Here is a 17,408-nt window from a genome sequence, read left to right on the forward strand (position 1 = left end):
GGAAATGGAATGACTCTGCCCATTTCCTATTTTCGATTCTATTTTCCCGAATATGTGCTGAAAACCCGGTTGCCGCCTAATTGCGCAACCGGGTTTCTCGACAGCCTGAAGACTGCCCCAACGGGCAGTCTTTTCACGTCTCCGGGGACTTGTCGACGAAATTCGCGGTTTTGGGTTGACAAATACGATTGACGAACCTGCCCTGTCCGCGGTATAATATAACGGTTTATACTGATTCTTGATGAAAGAGTTTCATCAAGAATCCCGCGTGCTGCGCACGCTCGAATTGTGCAGCGGCACAATTCGACGTCTCATAAAAACTGAACGCGCTTCGCGCTATAAAACGGTTTGAACCGTTTTAATCAGTTTTCGTATATACGAATCTTTCACGGAGACGGAGCGCGCCGTTTTCCGTGTGAACAAACGGAGGAACAGCTTATGTGGTTGGCGGATCAATGGCAGGACTATGAGCTGCTGGACTGCGGCGGGGGAGAGAAGCTGGAGCGCTGGGACAGGCAGTTCCTGGTGCGTCCGGACCCCCAGGCCATCTGGGAGACGCCCAGAAAGAATCCGGCCTGGCGGCGGGCCAATGCCAGATATCTCCGCTCCCAGACCGGCGGCGGCCACTGGGAGAAAAAGACGCTGCCGGAGAGCTGGCAGATGCACTACGGGGAACTGACGTTCCAGGTGAAGCCCATGAACTTCAAGCACACGGGATTGTTCCCGGAGCAGGCGGTGAACTGGGACTTCGTCATGGAGAAGATCCGCAGTGCCGGACGGCCCATCCGGGTGCTGAACCTGTTCGCCTACACCGGCGGCGCCACGGTGGCCTGTGCCAAGGCGGGCGCCAGCGTGTGCCACGTGGATGCGGCCAAGGGCATGGTGGCCTGGGCCCGGGAGAACGCCCGGCTGTCCGGTCTGGAGGACGCCCCCATCCGCTGGATCGTGGACGACTGCGCCAAGTTTGTGGAGCGGGAGATCCGGCGGGGCAAGACCTACGACGCCATCATCATGGACCCGCCCAGCTACGGACGGGGACCCGGCGGCGAGGTGTGGAAGCTGGAGGAGAACCTGTATCCCTTCGTGAAGCTCTGCGCCGGCGTGCTGTCGGACAAGCCGCTGTTCGTACTCATCAACTCCTATACCACGGGTCTGGCTCCGTCGGTGCTGGGCTATCTGCTGAACATCCTGGTGGCCAGCAAATACGGCGGAAAGTGCACCTGGGACGAGCTGGGACTGCCTGTCACCGAGACGGGACTGGCCCTGCCCTGCGGCGCCACCGGACGGTGGTGCAGCGAGTGAGAGTTTTCCCGTGAGGCACGGGATGGTGCCGGGAAGCCCGGCGGCTTTTGCGCCCCCCATTCTTTTTCTTCTTGAGAAAAAGAATGCGTCGCGCCCGGTGGAAGAAAAAGACGCTTTGGGCGGCGGCATTTCAAGCTCCGCTTGAAACGCCTTTTCCCGCCCTGTTTACGGGGTTTGGACTGACGGCAGTCGAAGGCTTTGCCTCCTGTGTCTGCCCTTGACCAGAACGAATGTCCGGGTCCCGCCCGGATGCACCGCCGTTCTCTGTTCGCTACCGCACCCTGGCGGTTGCAGAGACTTTACGCCCACACATTTCCGGCCTTCCGCAACCACCAGACTGCGGCAGCAAAACAGAAGCAGGGGCATCCGGGACCACCCCCAACTTTCGAAACTGCCATATGTGGTTGAATGGACGCAAGCCCTTGAATCAGCACCCAAATAACCCCCGTAACAGGCGGGAAAAGGCATTTCAAACGAAGTTTGAAATGCCGCCGCCAGCGTCTTTTCTCTTGACACCATCAAAAAGCGCTTTCTCTTTTCGGCGCAACCGAAAAGAGAAAGGGGGTTTTGCCTCGCGGCGGAGCCGCAAGCCATTGGCCTTCGCCGGAACCCCCGCACTCCCGATGGTACATTCTATTATCATTTTGAAAGCGACTGAAGTCATGTCTACGATGATCGAAACAAAAGACCTCTCCTTCACCTATCCGGCGGCGGAGGAGGGCGGACGGGAGACCGTGGCCCTGCGGGGCGTGGACGTCTCCATTGAAAAAGGCTCCTTTGTGGTGGTGCTGGGCCACAACGGCTCCGGTAAATCCACCCTGGCCAAGACCTTCAACGCCGTGCTGCTGCCCGGCGGCGGCCACGTGTACGTGGAGGGCATGGACACCCTGGACGAGGAACTGCTGCTGGCCATCCGCCAGCGGGTGGGCATGGTGTTCCAGAACCCGGATAACCAGATCGTGGCAAACGTGGTGGAGGAGGACGTGGCCTTCGCGCCGGAGAACCTGGGCGTCCCGTCGGAGGAGATCCGGAAGCGGGTGGACGACGCCCTGAAGGCCGTGGGCATGAGCGAGTTCGTCACCCACGCGCCGCACCTGCTGTCCGGCGGACAGAAGCAGCGCATCGCTATCGCCGGCGTCATCGCCATGGAGCCGGACTGCATCGTCCTGGACGAGGCCACCGCCATGCTGGACCCCATCGGACGGGGAGAAGTGCTGTCCACCGTCCACCGGCTGAACCGGGAGAAGGGTATCACCGTGGTGCTCATCACCCACCACATGAACGAGGCGGAGGACGCCGACCGGGTGCTGGTGATGGACGACGGCAAAGTGGTCATGGACGGCGCGCCCCGGGAGGTCTTCACCCATGTGGGAGAGCTGCGGTCCATGGGCCTTACCGTGCCGGACACGGTGGCGCTGCTGTACGACCTGCGGCAGGAGGGACTGAATGTCCCTCTCACCGCCCTGACGGTGGAGGAGTGTGCGGACGCCGTGGCGGCGGCCATACCGACGAGATAAAGAGGGAACACCATTGAAAGAGATACTGCAGATCGAGCATTTGACCCATACCTACGGGGCGGGGACGCCCTTCCAGCGGAACGCGGTGGAGGACCTGTCTTTCTCCGTCCGGGACGGGGAGTTTCTGGGCATCATCGGTCACACCGGCTCCGGCAAATCCACTCTGATCCAGCATTTGAACGGGCTGCTGAAGCCCACCTCCGGCCGGGTGCTGCTGGACGGAAAGGACATCTGGGCGGAGCCGAAAAAGATCCGGAGCGTGCGGTTCCGGGTGGGACTGGTGTTCCAGTACCCGGAGTACCAGCTCTTTGAGGAGACGGTGTACAAGGACATCGCCTTTGGTCCCGCCAACATGGGCAAGACCGGCGACGAGCTGGACCGCTGCGTCCGTAGCGCCGCCCGTCTGGTGGGATTGAAGGACGCCGCGCTGGACAAGTCCCCCTTTGAGCTGTCCGGCGGACAGAAGCGCCGGGTGGCCCTGGCGGGCGTGCTGGCCATGGAGCCGGAGGTGCTGATCCTGGATGAGCCCACGGCGGGCCTGGATCCCGCCGGACGGGAGAACCTGATGGCCAACATCCGGGACTTCCACCGGAACCATGGCGGCACGGTGATCCTGGTGAGCCACAGCATGGACGAGATCGCCCAGAACGTGGACCGCATTCTGGTGCTGAAGTCCTCCCATATCCTGATGCAGGGCACGCCCAAGGAGGTCTTCGCCCGTGGAAAAGAGCTGCTGGAGGCGGGGCTGGACGTGCCCCAGGTGACCCGGGTGGCCATGGCCCTCCGGGACCGGGGGCTGCCCATCGACCCGGCGGTGTACACCGTGGCGGACCTGGAGAAGGAGCTTCTGGCACTGCGGAAAGGCGGTGCGGTATGCTAAAGGATATCACCCTGGGCCAGTATTTCCCGGGAAATACCCCGGCTCACCGTCTGGACCCCAGGACGAAGATTTTGCTGGTGGTCCTCTATATCGTGGCGCTGTTCTGCGCCAAGTCCGTGCTGACCTACGGACTGGTAGCGCTGACGCTGTTCATCTGCGTCCACATCTCCAAAGTGGGGCTGAAGGCCCTGGTGCGGGGACTGAAGCCGGTGGTGGTCATCATCCTCTTCACGGCGGTGCTGAACCTGTTCTTCACGCCGGGCGACGAGGTGTTCCAGCTGGGCTTCCTGCGGATCACCGACGCCGGCGTCACCACCGCCCTGCGGATGGTGCTGCGGATCATGCTGCTGATCATGGGCACCTTCCTGCTGACCTACACCACCAGCCCCATCAGCCTGACCGACGGTCTGGAGCGGCTGCTGAACGGGCTGAAACGGTTCCATGTGCCGGTCCATGAGCTGGCCATGATGATGTCCATCGCCCTGCGGTTCATCCCCACCCTCATCGAGGAGACGGACAAGATCATGTCCGCCCAGAAGGCCCGGGGCGCGGACTTCGAGAGCGGCAACCTGTTCCAGCGGGCCAAGGCGCTGATCCCCATTCTGGTGCCGCTGTTCATCAGCGCCTTCCGCCGGGCGGACGAGCTGGCTACGGCCATGGAGTGCCGTTGCTATCACGGCGGCGAGGGCCGCACCAAGCTCCATGTTCTGCAATATGAGCGCCGGGACTGGCTGGCCCTGACCTGCGGCGTTGTCATCGCCGCGGGCATCATCGTGCTGGGCCGGTTCGGGCTGTGAGAAATTAAAGACCAGGAAATCGGAAATTTGTGGGACCGTGGGAGGCGGGTATGAGAAATATCGCACTGAAGCTGATGTACAACGGCACCGCCTATCACGGCTGGCAGGTGCAGAAAAACGCTGTCACCGTCTGCGAGACGTTACAGAAGGCCATCGGAAAGATCACCGGCGAGACGGTGCATCTCACCGGCTGCGGCCGCACCGACGCCGGCGTCCACGCGGAGAACTATATCGCCAACTTCCGCACGGAGTCCCGCATCCCGCTGGAGCGGCTGCCCTTCGCCATCAACACCCACACACCGGAGGACATCGCCGTGGAGCGGGCCTTCGAGGTGGCGGAGGACTTCAACGCCACCACCTCCTGCGTCAAGAAGGAATACACCTACCGCATCTACAACTCCCGGTTCAAGAATCCGTTTTATGTCAATCGGGCATATTTCTATCCCAAGCGGCTGGACGAGAAATTTCTCAACCGGGCGGCCCACCAGTTCGTGGGCACCCACGATTTCCGGGCGGTGCGCAGCGTGGGCACGGAGACAAAGACCACCGTGCGGACCATCTACTGGTGCGACGTGACCCGCTCCGGCGACCTGCTGGAGCTGAAGGTCTGCGCCAACGGCTTCCTGTATAATATGGTACGGGCCATCACCGGCACGGTGCTGTACGCGGCGGAGGGGAAGTTCCTGCCGGAGGACATTCCGGCGATCCTGGAGAGCGGAGACCGGACCCTGGCGGGCCCCACCGTCCCGCCGGGAGGACTGTATCTCACAAGACTTTGGTATAAGGATGAGCGGCTCAATGGGTGATCGAACGAGAAACATCTGGAATGATGACGACGGTGAGTCGGCCCTGCGGCAGCGGGAGAAGAAGCATCCGCTCCGGCGGCTGGGGCTGTTCCTGCTGATCGTTCTGGCGGTGCTGGCCGTGGTGCTGGTGGCTGCCTGGCGGGACGGCACGGGCTTCGACGCCCTGCTGCGCCGCTTTGCCTACGGTAGCGCTCAATCGGAGAGCGGCACTGTCAGCTTTACATACGACGCCGCCAACAACAACCGCTTCGCCGTCCTGGGGGACGGTCTGGCGGTGCTGTCCGGTACCCAGTTCCAGGTCCTGGACAGTGAGGGAAAACAGGTGTACTCCGCCACGGTGAAGATGGAGAATCCCGCCCTGACAGTGGGCGGCGGCCGTGCGGTGGCCTACGACGTGGGCGGCACGGAGCTGTACGCGGCGGATCTGTCCGGTGAGCTGTTCCATCTGACGGCGGACAGCAGCGAGCCCTTCATCGACGTCACCGTGAACGAAAAAGGCTGGATGGCGGTGACGGCGGAGAAAAAGAGCTACAAAGGCAGCGTTCGCGTCTATGACAGCGAGGCAGACGGCGAGGGGGACGAGGTATTCGAATTCAAATCCTCCAAGCGGTTCCTGGTGGGCGCCTATGTCACCGATGACTGCAAGTCCCTGGCGGCAGTGACGCTGGGACAGAGCAGCAGCGTCTTTATCAGCGACGTGATTCTCTACGATCTGGACGAGGAGGAGCCCCGGGCGAATTACAACATCCGGAACGGCCTGGTCCTGGCCATCGGGGAGAAGGGCGGCCGGCTGGCCGCCGTCACCGACACGGGCCTGACCTTCGGCACTACGGCGGGCGAGGCGGCGGAGACATATGGCTTCTCCGGCCAGTACCTCCGGGAGTACGACCTGGGGGGAGACGGTTACACCGCCCTGCTGCTGAACCGGTATCAGTCCGGCAGCGTGGGCCGTCTGGTCACCGTGGGGGATGACGGGCAGGAGATCGCCTCCCTGGACGTCCGGGAGCAGGTCCTGAGCATCTCCGCCGCCGGACGGTATCTGGCGGTGCTCTACACCGACAAGCTGGTGATCTACAATCCGGAGCTTCAGGAGTACGCTACCCTCACCGGCACCAATATGGCCAAGGAGGCCCTGGTGCGGGAGGACGGCTCCGCCCTGCTGATCTCCTCGGAGAACGCCCGTCTGTTCCTGCCGTGAGACAGGCGTTCCGGTACGGAGACTGGCCGGTTTTTCCGGCATCTGCGCACCGGAGCGGTCAAAAATTGGAATGAAGTTCACAAAAGGTTTACAGCATGGGAGGTAGGCAGATTTGAACACACCTGTTATAATAGACATCGTTGTGGCGGCGGTGCTACTGGGCTTTGCGGCCTGGGGCGCCCACCGGGGCCTGTTCCGCACGGCGGCGGGTCTGGTGATCGTGGTGGCGGCCCTCGTCGGCGCCGGCATCGTGGCAAACACCCTGACGCCCATGGCGTCCATGGCGCTGCAGCCCGTCATTGAGAAGCACGTGGAATCCCGTATCGACAAGGCGCTGTCCGGCGAGGGCAGCGTCCGGGCGCAGGAGCCCAGTCTGAACCGGGAGAAGCAGGACGCGGGCAGCATGAGCCTGGACGATCTGCTGGACCTGCTGGGCATCGACGCAGACGCTGCGGAGCATATCTCGGAGAAGGCCAAAGAGCAGATGCGGGACACCGGCGCGGACATCCTGACGGCGGTGATCCAGAGCGTGGCAGAGTCCATCCTCCACGCGGTGCTGTTCCTGCTGTCCTTTGTGGTGATCTTGGTGGCGCTGAAACTGGCGGCACGGGTGCTGGACCTGGCGCTGAAGCTGCCGGGCCTCCACGCGGCCAACGCCCTGGGCGGCGCTGCCGTGGGCCTGGTGGAGGGCGTTCTGGCCATGTTCCTGGCGGTGTGGGTCATGCGGCGTCTGGGCGTATCCTTTGACACTGCGGCCGTGGAGGAGACGTATCTGCTGTCCTTCTTCACCACCCACACGCCGCTGAGCGCCCTGTCGTTTCTGCGGTGACGCGCCGTCCGCAGCCGCTATCGTATATTTTACCCGCGCTGTATAACAGCGCATGGAGGTTTACAATCATATGCAGCCAACACTTTGTTCGAAATGTAAGAAAAACGTGGCCGTGGTGTTCATCTCCCGGCTGGACGGCGGCAAGACCGTCAACGAGGGCCTGTGCCTGAAGTGTGCCAAGGAACTGGGCCTGCCCCAGGTGGACGAGATGATGAAGCGCATGGGCATCTCCGACGAGGATCTGGATACTCTCAGCAGCGAGATGCTCCAGGCCTTCAACGGTGTGGAAAACGTGGAGGACCTGCCCGGCGGGGACGAGGACTCCGGCGAGGAGGAAGACGGCTCCACCGCCACCTTCCCCTTCCTGAACCGTCTGTTCAACAGCGGCGATTCCGCCCGGAACGCCGGTCACGGCGAGGAACCCCAGGGCGGCAGCGCCCGGGCCGACCGGGACAAGGAGCGCAAGGGCGACAAGGGCGGCGGCAAGCGGAAGTATCTGGAGAACTACTGCCAGAACCTCACCGGCCGGGCCAAGGAGGGCAAGCTGGACCCGGTCATCGGCCGGGAGCAGGAGATCGAGCGGGTCATCCAGATCCTGAACCGCCGCCAGAAGAACAATCCCTGCCTCATCGGCGAGCCGGGCGTTGGCAAGACCGCCATCGCCGAGGGCCTGGCCCAGCGCATCGCCGCCGGTCAGGTGCCCTACAAGCTGCGGGACAAGGAGGTCTATCTGCTGGACCTGACGGCTCTGGTGGCCGGCACCCAGTTCCGGGGCCAGTTTGAGAGCCGCATGAAGGGCCTCATCGACGAGGTGAAGCGCCTGGGCAACATCATCCTGATGATCGACGAGGTCCACAGCATCGTGGGCGCCGGCGACGCCGAGGGCTCCATGAACGCCGCCAACATCCTGAAGCCTGCCCTCAGCCGGGGCGAGATTCAGGTCATCGGTGCCACCACCTTCACCGAGTACCGTAAGTCCATCGAGAAGGACACCGCTCTGGAGCGGCGCTTCCAGCCCGTCACCGTCAACGAGCCCTCCATCGAGGACTCCATCCATATTCTGAAGGGACTGGCGCCCAAGTACGAGCAGTACCACGGCGTGAAGATCTCCGACGGTATCCTCCGTCAGGCGGTGCTGCTCAGCGAGCGGTACATCACCGACCGGTTCCTGCCGGACAAGGCCATCGACCTCATCGACGAGGCCTGCTCCGACCTGAATCTGAAGGACGCGGACATCTCCCGGCGCATGGAGATCCAGCGGGAGATGGACGACTACGAGAAAGAGCGGATCATGCTGGAGGAGAAGGAGGAGAAGATCGAGGGCGACTACGCCCGTCTGGCTGAGCTGAAGAGCCGGGAGATGCAGCTGCGCACGGAGCTGAACGTCCTTCTGGAGAAGGGCGACCCCCAGCTCAGCATGGAGAATCTGGCCCACGTCATTGAGCTGTGGACCAAGATCCCCGCCTCCCGCATCCGGGAGCAGGAGTTCCAGCGGCTGAGCCAGCTGGAGGACCGTCTGAAGACCCACATCGTGGGTCAGGATCAGGCCATCGCCGCCGTGTCCGCCGCCGTCCGGCGGAACCGGGTGGGCATCTCCCCCAAGCACAAGCCCGTCAGCTTCATCTTCGTGGGCTCCACCGGCGTGGGCAAGACGGAGCTGGTGAAGCAGCTGGCCACGGACCTGTTCAACACCCCGGACTCCCTGATCCGTCTGGACATGTCGGAGTTCATGGAGAAGCACTCCGTGTCCCGCATCGTGGGCTCCCCGCCGGGCTACGTGGGCTATGACGAGGCGGGCCAGCTGACGGAGAAGATCCGCCGGAAGCCCTACGCCGTCATCCTCTTCGACGAGATCGAAAAGGCTCATCCCGACGTGCTGAACGTGCTGCTGCAGATCCTGGACGACGGCGAGATCACCGACGCCCACGGCCGCAAGGTGAACTTCGAGAACACCATCATCGTCATGACCTCCAACGCCGGCAGCGGCACCAAGGAGGGCGGCACCGTGGGTTTCGGCCGCACCGTCAGCGAGCAGGACAAGGAGAAGGCCATGAAGGCCCTGGAGGGCTTTCTCCGGCCGGAGTTCATCAACCGGGTGGACGAGGTCATCTGCTTCAACCGCCTGACGGAGGAGAACTTCCGCCACATCGCCCGCATCATGCTGGATGAACTGGTGGGTTCCCTGAAGGACAAGGGCATCACCTTCGCGTATGACGACGCCCTGGTGGACTGGCTGACGGAGAAGTCCTACTCCATCACCTACGGCGCCCGGAACCTGCGCCGCACCATCCAGAAGAACATCGAGGACCCTGTGGCCACGAAGATCATCGACAGCTACGAGCATCCGGTGACCCAGGTGCGGGCCACCGTCCGGGACGGCGCCGTGGCCATCGACGCACTGTAAGAGAGGAGGCGCGGCAGGGGAGAGAACGCCGCGCCCCGGAGAGGCCCGCAGGGCCTGCAATGTGAGGGGGAAATGAATATGAAACTGTTCCGCAAGGACATCGAGCCACGGTGCGCCTACTGCGCCAAGGGCTCCCAGATCAACGAGCGGGAAGTGGTCTGCGTGAAGCGGGGCGTGGTGCCGGTGGAATCCCACTGCAGCCGCTTCCGCTACGATCCCTTGAAGCGCACGCCGCCCCGTCCGGCGTCACTGGATACGAAAAATCTCAGCGAGAAAGACTTTTCCATTTAAAATACACACAGAAAGGGAGAGAGCCATGGAGATCAAGCAGGTTTGGGCCGTGTACTGGAGCGCCACCGGCAATACCCGGAAGGTGGTGGAGGAGACCGCCAAGGCCCTGGCGGACAAGCTGAGCTGCCCCATGAACACCACTGACTTTACGCCGCTGAAGGCCCGGGAGACCGGACTGTCCTTCGGTGCCGGTGATCTTGCGGTCATCGGCACCCCCACCTACGCCGGAAAGCTGCCCAACAAAATGCTGCCCTACATCCAGGAGCAGATCCGGGGAAACGGCGCTCTGGCGGTGCCGGTGGTGACCTTCGGAAACCGCAGCTTTGACAATTCCCTGGCGGAGCTGTGCGCCACGCTGGAGCAGAACGGATTCCATACCGTGGCCGCCGGGGCCTTCGCCTGCCGCCACGCTTTCACCGACGCCCTGGCGGATGGCCGTCCCGATTATGGCGATCTGGCCCAGGCCCGGGAGCTGGCGGTCCGCGCCGCGAAGAAGGTGCAGGGCCTGACGGAGCTGCCCGCCTCAGTGCAGGTCCCCGGAGACGCCGCCGCCCCCTATTACGTCCCCAAGGGCACCGACGGCCAGCCCGCCAAATTCCTGAAGGCCAAGCCGAAGACGGATCTGTCCAAGTGCTGCAACTGCGGCGTCTGCGCCCGGGTATGCCCCATGGGGGCCATCGACCCGGCGGACGTCAGCAATGTCCCCGGCACCTGCATCAAGTGCCACGCCTGCGTCCGCAGATGCACCCGGCACGCCAAGTATTTCGACGATCCGGCCTTCCTGTCCCACGTGGCCATGCTGGAGCAGAACTTCCAGGAGCCCAAGGAGAACCGGCTGTTCCTGTGAGATCATCCGCACCGCCTGCAAGGAAGCGGCGGAACCGGAAACGGGGGAGAACGAATGAAAGCTGTCCGTCGCGTCCTCAATGTCCTGATCCTGCTGGCTGCCGCCAATGTCCTGTTTTTGCTGACCTATTTTGGATTCGGCCCGGTGGGAACCGGCCTGTTTTTGGCCCTTCTGGCGGGCCTGGTGTTCATCGCCGTCCGGCCCATGGCCCCCGCCGCCCCCACGAAGCGCATCCGACGTCTGGCCAACGGCTGTGAGCTGCTGCGTCTGTTCCTCATCTCCGCCACGATGAACGTGGTGTGGATGCTGGCGCTGCTGCCCTCCGTCATCCGGGATCTGAAGAGCGTCGGGTATTTCGCCGGACTTTGGGCGCTGTTCTGGGGATTCAACGCCGTGGGGATCATCCTCGTGGAGGCCGTCGTCTTCTGGAGCGGCATGATCCGGGTTTACATCACCTCCGTCCAGTTGGGGCTGAAGCACCGGGTGCTGGCGGCCCTCTGCGGCTGGATCCCCTTTCTGAACCTCTGGTATCTGCGGAAGATCATCCGCATCACCTCGGACGAGGTGGAATTCGAGACGGAGAAGTGGGAGCTGGACGCCGTCCGGGCGGAGAGCGAGATCTGCAAGACGAAATATCCCCTTCTGCTGGTCCACGGCGTCTTCTTCCGGGATTTCCGTTATGTCAACTACTGGGGCCGCATCCCCAGGGAGCTGACCCGCAACGGCGCCGCGGTCTATTACGGACAGCAGCAGTCCGCGGCGGCGGTGGAGGACAGCGGCCGGGAGCTGGCGGAGCGCATCCGGCAGATCATCGACGAGACCGGCTGCGAAAAGGTGAACATCATCGCCCACTCCAAGGGCGGCCTGGACAGCCGTGCCGCCATCGCCCACTGTGGGATGGCGCCGTATGTGGCCACCCTGACCACCATCAACACCCCTCACCGGGGCTGCATCTTCGCGGAATATCTGCTGGGGAAGGTGCCGGAGGGCGCCCGGCAGAAGATTGCCGCCACGTACAACGCCGCGCTGAAGAATCTGGGGGACTCGAATCCGGATTTCCTGGCGGCGGTGACGGACCTGACGGCCTCGGCCTGCGCGGAGCGGAACGCCGTCACGCCGGATGCTCCCGGTGTGGTGTATGAGAGCGTCATGTCCTGGTGCAGAAAGGCCCGGAACGGCAAGTTCCCCCTGAACATGACGTATCCCATTGTCAAGCACTTCGACGGCCGCAACGACGGCCTGGTGTCTGTGGAGTCCGCTGAGTGGGGCAGCCGTTTCACGCTGCTGGAGCCGGAGGGAAAGCGGGGCATCTCCCATGGAGACGTGGTGGACCTGAATCGGGAGAACATCCGGGGCTTCGATGTGCGGGAGTTTTATGTTAATCTGGTGGCCGGCCTGAAGGACCGCGGGTTCTGAAAGACCAGGCTGCGGTCGTTTGTCATCTGGTTTTCACATTCCCGGCGGGCTTCGTCCCGCCGGGATTTTTTGCGCCGTTTTGCGACTGGATTTTCATTGGGGAATTGCAATCTGCGGCGGGGCGTGATACAATAAGCCGCATAAAGAAACCATAATGGGAATGCCGCAAAAGCGTTAAGATTCCGTAAAGAGAATGGCAAAACGCTTGCACCGCCCTGGCGGCGGGGGCATTGATGAAGATACGCCGGACCGGCGGGAGAGACGGCCGGCGATTCCCCTGATGAAGACTTCGGAATGAAACGCCGGAAGGGCGTGTGGAGGGAACTATGAATATCGTAGTCATCGGAATCGGAAAAGTGGGCTATGTCCTGCTCCAGCAGCTTTGCCAGGAGGGACACAACGTGGTGGCGGTGGACCGGAACGCGGCGCTGCTCCATGTGTGCCAGGATAAGCTGGACGTGGCCATGGTGGTGGGCAACGGCGCCTCAGTGGAGGTCCAGCGGGAGGCCGGCGTGGAGACGGCGGACCTGATGGTGGCCGTGACGGACAGCGACGAAGTGAACCTGCTGTGCTGCCTGGCGGCCCACCGGCTGGGCTGCTCCAACGTCATTGCCCGTGTCCGGAATCCGGAGTACGACCAGCAGATGGATCTGCTGAAAAACGACCTGGGCCTGAGCTTCTCCATCAATCCGGAGAAGACGGCGGCCTATGAGATCTTCCACCTGCTCCAGTTCCCCACGTTCCTGAAGCGGGAGTTCTTCTCCGGCGGCAGAACGGAGATGGCGGAGGTCCTGATCCCCAAGGACAGCCGGCTGTCCGGCCGGCGGCTGGATCAGATCGGCGACATCCTGCGCCACCGGGCCATCATCTGCGCCGTGGATCGCCACGGGGAGATCGTGATCCCCTCCGGCGCCTTTGAACTGCAGGCCGGGGACAAGATCACCATCAGCGCCGCCTCCCGGGAGATGCCCCAGCTCATCAACCAGTGCGGCATCAAGACCCGGAAGATCAACCGGGTGCTCATCATAGGCGGCAGCACCATTGCGGCGTATCTCACTAAGCTGCTGCTGGAGGCCCGGGTATCCGTGGCCATCATCGAGGAGTCTCACGCCCGGTGCGAGCGGCTGTGCGAGATGCTGCCCGGCGCCGCCGTCATCTGCGGCAACGGCACAGAGCAGAGCCTGCTGCTGGACGAGGGCATCAAGGACGCTGACGCCGTTGTAACTCTGACGGGCATCGACGAGGAGAACTTCCTGGTGTCCATGTTCGCCAACCATCTGGGCGTGCCCAAGACTATCACCAAGATCAACCGTCTGGAGTACAGCGACGTCTTCGCCGGAACCGGCATCGACACCATCGTCAGCCCCAAGCTGCTGACCTCCAACCAGATCGTCCGGTACGTCCGGGCGGTGGGCGCCTCCCGTGACGGCAGCGTGGAGACGCTGTACCGTATCGTGGGCGGCAAGGCGGAGGCCCTGGGCTTCACCGTCCCGGCGGAGGCGCCCTTCCTGGGCGTCCCCCTGTCCCAGCTCCATCTGAAGCCCAAGACGCTGGTGGCGTCCATCGTCCGGGGCCAGAAGGTCATCATCCCCCAGGGCGGCGACTGCCTTCTGGCCGGAGACTCCGTGGTCATCGTGGCGGAGGCGTACCGGGCGGTATCCAACCTGACGGATATCTTCGCGGACAGTGAGGGCTTTGCCAGATGAATTATCGTGCTGTTTTCCGCTACCTGGGCCAGGTACTGAGCATTGAGGCCCTGTTTATGCTGCCGGCCATGCTGGTCAGTGTGATCTATGGGGAATACGCCGGAGCAAAGACCTTTCTGCTCACCGCTGGACTGACCCTTCTTGTGGGCGTGCTCCTGTCCCGTATCCAGATCCGGGAGAATATCTACGCCAGAGAGGGCTTCGTCACGGTGGCCCTCAGCTGGATCGCCATGTCCTTCTTCGGCGCGCTGCCCTTCTGGTTCAGCGGCGCCATCCCCAGCTTTGTGGACGCCTGGTTCGAGACGGTGTCCGGCTTCACCACCACCGGCGCCAGCATCCTGACGGAGATCGAGGGTCTGCCCTACGGCATCCTCTACTGGCGCAGCTTCACCCACTGGCTGGGCGGCATGGGCGTGCTGGTGTTCCTGCTGGCCATCGTGCCCCTGGCCCGCGGCAACGGCGATACCCTGTTCCTCATGCGGGCGGAGAGCCCCGGCCCCTCCGTGGGCAAGATGACTCCCACCATCCGTCAGACCTCCAGAGCCCTGTACAAGATCTATGTGGTCCTCACGGTGCTGGAGACGCTGCTGCTGGTGGTAGGCGGCATGCCGCTGTTCGACTCCGTGGTCAACGCGCTGGCCACTGCCGGCACCGGCGGCTTCGCCATCAAGAACGCCAGCATCGCCGCCTATCCGGAACCCTATTTCCAGGCGGTCATCGCCATCTTTATGGCGCTGTTCGGCGTGAACTTCAATATTTACTACCTGATCCTGCTGAAAAATTTCCGAAGCATCTGGAAGAATGAGGAGCTGCGGGCCTATCTGGGCCTGATGCTGGGCGCCACCATCGTCATCGGCATCAACATCCTGCCCATGTACCATGCCCAGGCCCACACCACCAGCAGGGCCTTCCTAGACAGCTTCTTCCAGGTGGCCTCCATTATGACCACCACCGGCTTCGCTACGGCGGACTTCAACCTGTGGCCCCAGCTGTCCCGTCTGATCCTGGTGCTGCTGATGTTCTTCGGCGCGTCCGCCGGCTCCACCGGCGGCGGCATCAAGATTTCCCGCATGCTGATCCTGGGCAAGCACATGAAGCGGGAAATGCTGACCATGCTCCGCCCCCGCAGCGTCCATATCGCCCGGATGGACGGCAAGACTCTGGAGGAGGATACCATCCGGGGCACCTCTGCCTTCCTGGTGGCCTACTGCGCCATCTGCATGCTGTCCATGCTGCTGATCTCTTTGGATAATTTCAGCATGGAGACCACAGTGACCTCCGTCATCTCCTGCATCAACAACATCGGCCCCGGCCTGGACATGGTGGGTCCCACGGGGAATTTCAGCCAGTTTTCCGTGTTCTCCAAGCTGGTGCTGTCGCTGGACATGCTGTTTGGCCGGCTGGAGATCTTCCCCATGCTGCTGCTGTTCTCCAACCAGGTCTGGAAGAAGCGGGTGTAAAAGCCATCCCCGTATACAACAAAGAACGGACTGCCGGTTGGCAGTCCGTTCGTTCTTTTCAAAGAGTGTTTTCGGAGAGAAACCCATCCGGGAAGCGGCCGGTACGCGCCCGCTCTGCTCTGCGGGAGAGACTCGGCGCAGCGTGAAAATGGCCGGGCGAAGCCGCCCGGCCATTCATTCAGATTTCTGCGCAAAGCGCGGATGCTCAGCTCCGCTTGCCGGAGTTGGTGGTATCCTTCAGCAGCACGTCGTGGGCGCCGCCCTCCACGATGGAGACGGAGGACACCAGGGTCAGCTTGGCCTTGTCCCGCAGCTCAGGGATGGACAGGGCGCCGCAGTTGCACATGGTGGAACGGACCTTGGCCAGGGTGGTGGCCATGCCGTCGGCCAGGGAACCGGCGTAGGGGACGTAGGAGTCCACGCCCTCCTCGAAGGAGAGCTTGGCGGCGCCGCCCAGATCGTAGCGCTGCCAGTTCCGGGCGCGGGCGCTGCCCTCGCCCCAGTACTCCTTCATATAGCTGCCGCCGATGAGCACCTTGGCGGAGGGGGATTCGTCGAACCGGGAGAAGTACCGGCCCAGCATACAGAAGTCCGCGCCCATAGCCAGGGCCAGGGTGATGTGATAGTCCTGGACGATGCCGCCATCAGCGCAGATGGGCACGTACACGCCGGTCTCCTCGAAGTACTTGTCCCGCTCCCGGGCCACGTCGATGACCGCCGTGGCCTGGCCGCGGCCGATGCCCTTGGTCTCGCGGGTGATGCAGATGGAGCCGCCGCCGATGCCGATCTTCACGAAGTCGGCCCCGGCGTCCGCCAGGAAGCGGAAGCCCTCGCCGTCCACCACGTTGCCGGCGCCCACCTTCACGGTGTCGCCGTAGGTCTCCCGGACCCACTCCAGGCAGCGCTTCTGCCAGACGGAATAGCCCTCGGAGGAGTCCATCACCAGCACGTCGGCGCCGGCCTCCACCAGAGCGGGGACCCGCTCCTTATAGTCACGGGTGTTGATGCCCGCGCCCACCACGTAGCGCTTCTGGCTGTCCAGCAGCTCCAGGGGGTTGCCCTTGTGGGTGTCATAGTCCTTCCGGAACACGAAGGCCACCAGATGGCCGTCCGCCGTGACGATGGGCAGAGCGTTGAGCTTCCGGTCCCAGATGATGTCGTTGGCAGTCTTCAGGCTGGTTCCCTCAGGGGCGGTGATGAGCTTCTCCATGGGCGTCATGAACTCGGACACGGGAACGGAGGGGTCCATACGGCTGACGCGGTAGTCCCGGCTGGTGACCAGGCCCAGCAGCTTGCCGGTGCCGGTGCCATCGTCGGTGACGGCCATGGTGGAGTGGCCGGTGCGCTCCTTCAGAGCCAGCACGTCCGCCAGGGTGTCGGTGGAGCGGAGATTGGAGTCGCTGTACACGAAGCCAGCTTTGTAGGCCTTGACCTTCCGCACCATCTCCGCCTGCTGCTCGATGGGCTGGGACACATAGATGAAGGCGATGCCGCCCTCACGGGCCAGGGCAATGCCCATCTTCTCACCGGAAACCGCCTGCATGACGGCGGAGACCATGGGGATGTTCATGGTCAGGGGGCACTCCTCGCCCTTCCGGTACTTCACCACCGGGGTCTTCAGGGACACGTTGGCGGGAATGCAGTTCTCATCGGAATAGCCGGGCACCAGCAGGTACTCGCTGAAGGTGCGGGAGGGTTCGTTGAAAAAATATGCCATAGGGCCACCTCAATTCTTTCAATTTGCACTGGTTTTGCATTAGGATACCACGGATTTCTGAAAAAGCAAGGCTTTTTTCTCAGCACTGTCCAAAAATCTTCCGGGTGCCCGGGCCGGACGCTCCGGAAAACGGGGCGTTGTGCCGTATTCCATTCCGCGGGGGGCCGGGATTGCGGGCCGCGGCCGCCCGGGGGCAGTTATATAACTTAACCCTTGGGGTCTCGCACAGATTTATGTG

14 protein-coding genes are annotated in these 17,408 nt (G+C 62.9%); 13 read left to right on the forward strand and 1 reads right to left on the reverse strand.

The window, feature by feature from the left end:
* Positions 1-438 precede the first annotated feature (438 nt).
* The 13 genes from ACTNBU_RS10600 (at position 439) to ACTNBU_RS10660 (ending at position 15,453) form a co-directional block, all read left to right on the forward strand.
* Positions 439-1,302, forward strand: a complete 864-nt coding sequence (locus ACTNBU_RS10600; protein ID WP_441033806.1) for a class I SAM-dependent methyltransferase — start codon at positions 439-441, stop codon at positions 1,300-1,302.
* A gap of 662 nt (positions 1,303-1,964) precedes the next feature.
* Entirely contained in the window at positions 1,965-2,819 is an 855-nt protein-coding gene (locus ACTNBU_RS10605; RefSeq protein WP_441033808.1) for an energy-coupling factor transporter ATPase, read from the forward strand.
* 13 nt (positions 2,820-2,832) lie between these two features.
* Complete coding sequence (locus ACTNBU_RS10610) at positions 2,833-3,699, forward strand: energy-coupling factor transporter ATPase (RefSeq protein ID WP_441033810.1); 867 nt, start codon at positions 2,833-2,835, stop codon at positions 3,697-3,699.
* Entirely contained in the window at positions 3,693-4,496 is an 804-nt protein-coding gene (locus ACTNBU_RS10615) for an energy-coupling factor transporter transmembrane component T family protein (protein WP_441033812.1), read from the forward strand. The genes ACTNBU_RS10610 and ACTNBU_RS10615 overlap by 7 nt, the downstream gene beginning before the upstream one ends.
* A 50-nt stretch (positions 4,497-4,546) precedes the next feature.
* The gene (gene truA, locus ACTNBU_RS10620; protein WP_441033814.1) at positions 4,547-5,302 is read left to right on the forward strand and encodes a tRNA pseudouridine(38-40) synthase TruA; all 756 of its coding nucleotides are present in this window, start codon (positions 4,547-4,549) and stop codon (positions 5,300-5,302) included.
* Positions 5,295-6,500, forward strand: coding sequence for a DUF5711 family protein (locus ACTNBU_RS10625; RefSeq protein ID WP_441033816.1), 1,206 nt, complete (start codon positions 5,295-5,297; stop codon positions 6,498-6,500). Before truA ends, ACTNBU_RS10625 begins: the two co-directional genes overlap by 8 nt.
* Before the next feature lie 112 nt (positions 6,501-6,612).
* Complete coding sequence (locus ACTNBU_RS10630) at positions 6,613-7,329, forward strand: CvpA family protein (protein WP_441033818.1); 717 nt, start codon at positions 6,613-6,615, stop codon at positions 7,327-7,329.
* Positions 7,330-7,399: 70 nt separating this feature from the next.
* Positions 7,400-9,733: an AAA family ATPase gene (locus ACTNBU_RS10635; protein WP_441033819.1), complete on the forward strand. Its 2,334-nt coding sequence runs from the start codon at positions 7,400-7,402 to the stop codon at positions 9,731-9,733.
* Positions 9,734-9,811: 78 nt separating this feature from the next.
* Positions 9,812-10,024 carry a hypothetical protein gene (locus ACTNBU_RS10640; RefSeq protein WP_441033820.1) on the forward strand — a complete coding sequence of 71 codons (213 nt, stop codon included), beginning with the start codon at positions 9,812-9,814 and terminating at the stop codon, positions 10,022-10,024.
* A 25-nt stretch (positions 10,025-10,049) separates the two neighbouring features.
* Positions 10,050-10,871, forward strand: a complete 822-nt coding sequence (locus ACTNBU_RS10645) for a 4Fe-4S binding protein (protein WP_441033822.1) — start codon at positions 10,050-10,052, stop codon at positions 10,869-10,871.
* A gap of 54 nt (positions 10,872-10,925) precedes the next feature.
* Positions 10,926-12,287, forward strand: a complete 1,362-nt coding sequence (locus ACTNBU_RS10650) for an esterase/lipase family protein (RefSeq protein WP_441033824.1) — start codon at positions 10,926-10,928, stop codon at positions 12,285-12,287.
* A 326-nt stretch (positions 12,288-12,613) separates the two neighbouring features.
* Positions 12,614-13,993, forward strand: a complete 1,380-nt coding sequence (gene trkA / locus ACTNBU_RS10655) for a Trk system potassium transporter TrkA (RefSeq protein ID WP_441033825.1) — start codon at positions 12,614-12,616, stop codon at positions 13,991-13,993.
* Positions 13,990-15,453 (forward strand): TrkH family potassium uptake protein, encoded by a 1,464-nt coding sequence (locus tag ACTNBU_RS10660; protein WP_441033827.1) that lies wholly within the window; start codon positions 13,990-13,992, stop codon positions 15,451-15,453. Before trkA ends, ACTNBU_RS10660 begins: the two co-directional genes overlap by 4 nt.
* A 205-nt stretch (positions 15,454-15,658) precedes the next feature.
* On the opposite strand, the gene ACTNBU_RS10665 is transcribed toward ACTNBU_RS10660, so the two are convergent.
* A complete protein-coding gene (locus ACTNBU_RS10665) occupies positions 15,659-17,170 on the reverse strand; it encodes an IMP dehydrogenase (protein ID WP_441033829.1) in 1,512 nt (503 codons plus the stop codon).
* Between the last annotated feature and the right edge of the window lie 238 nt (positions 17,171-17,408).

Origin of the sequence: Dysosmobacter sp. HCP28S3_G4 (assembly GCF_052065175.1) — a bacterium.
Lineage (GTDB): Bacteria > Bacillota > Clostridia > Oscillospirales > Oscillospiraceae > Oscillibacter.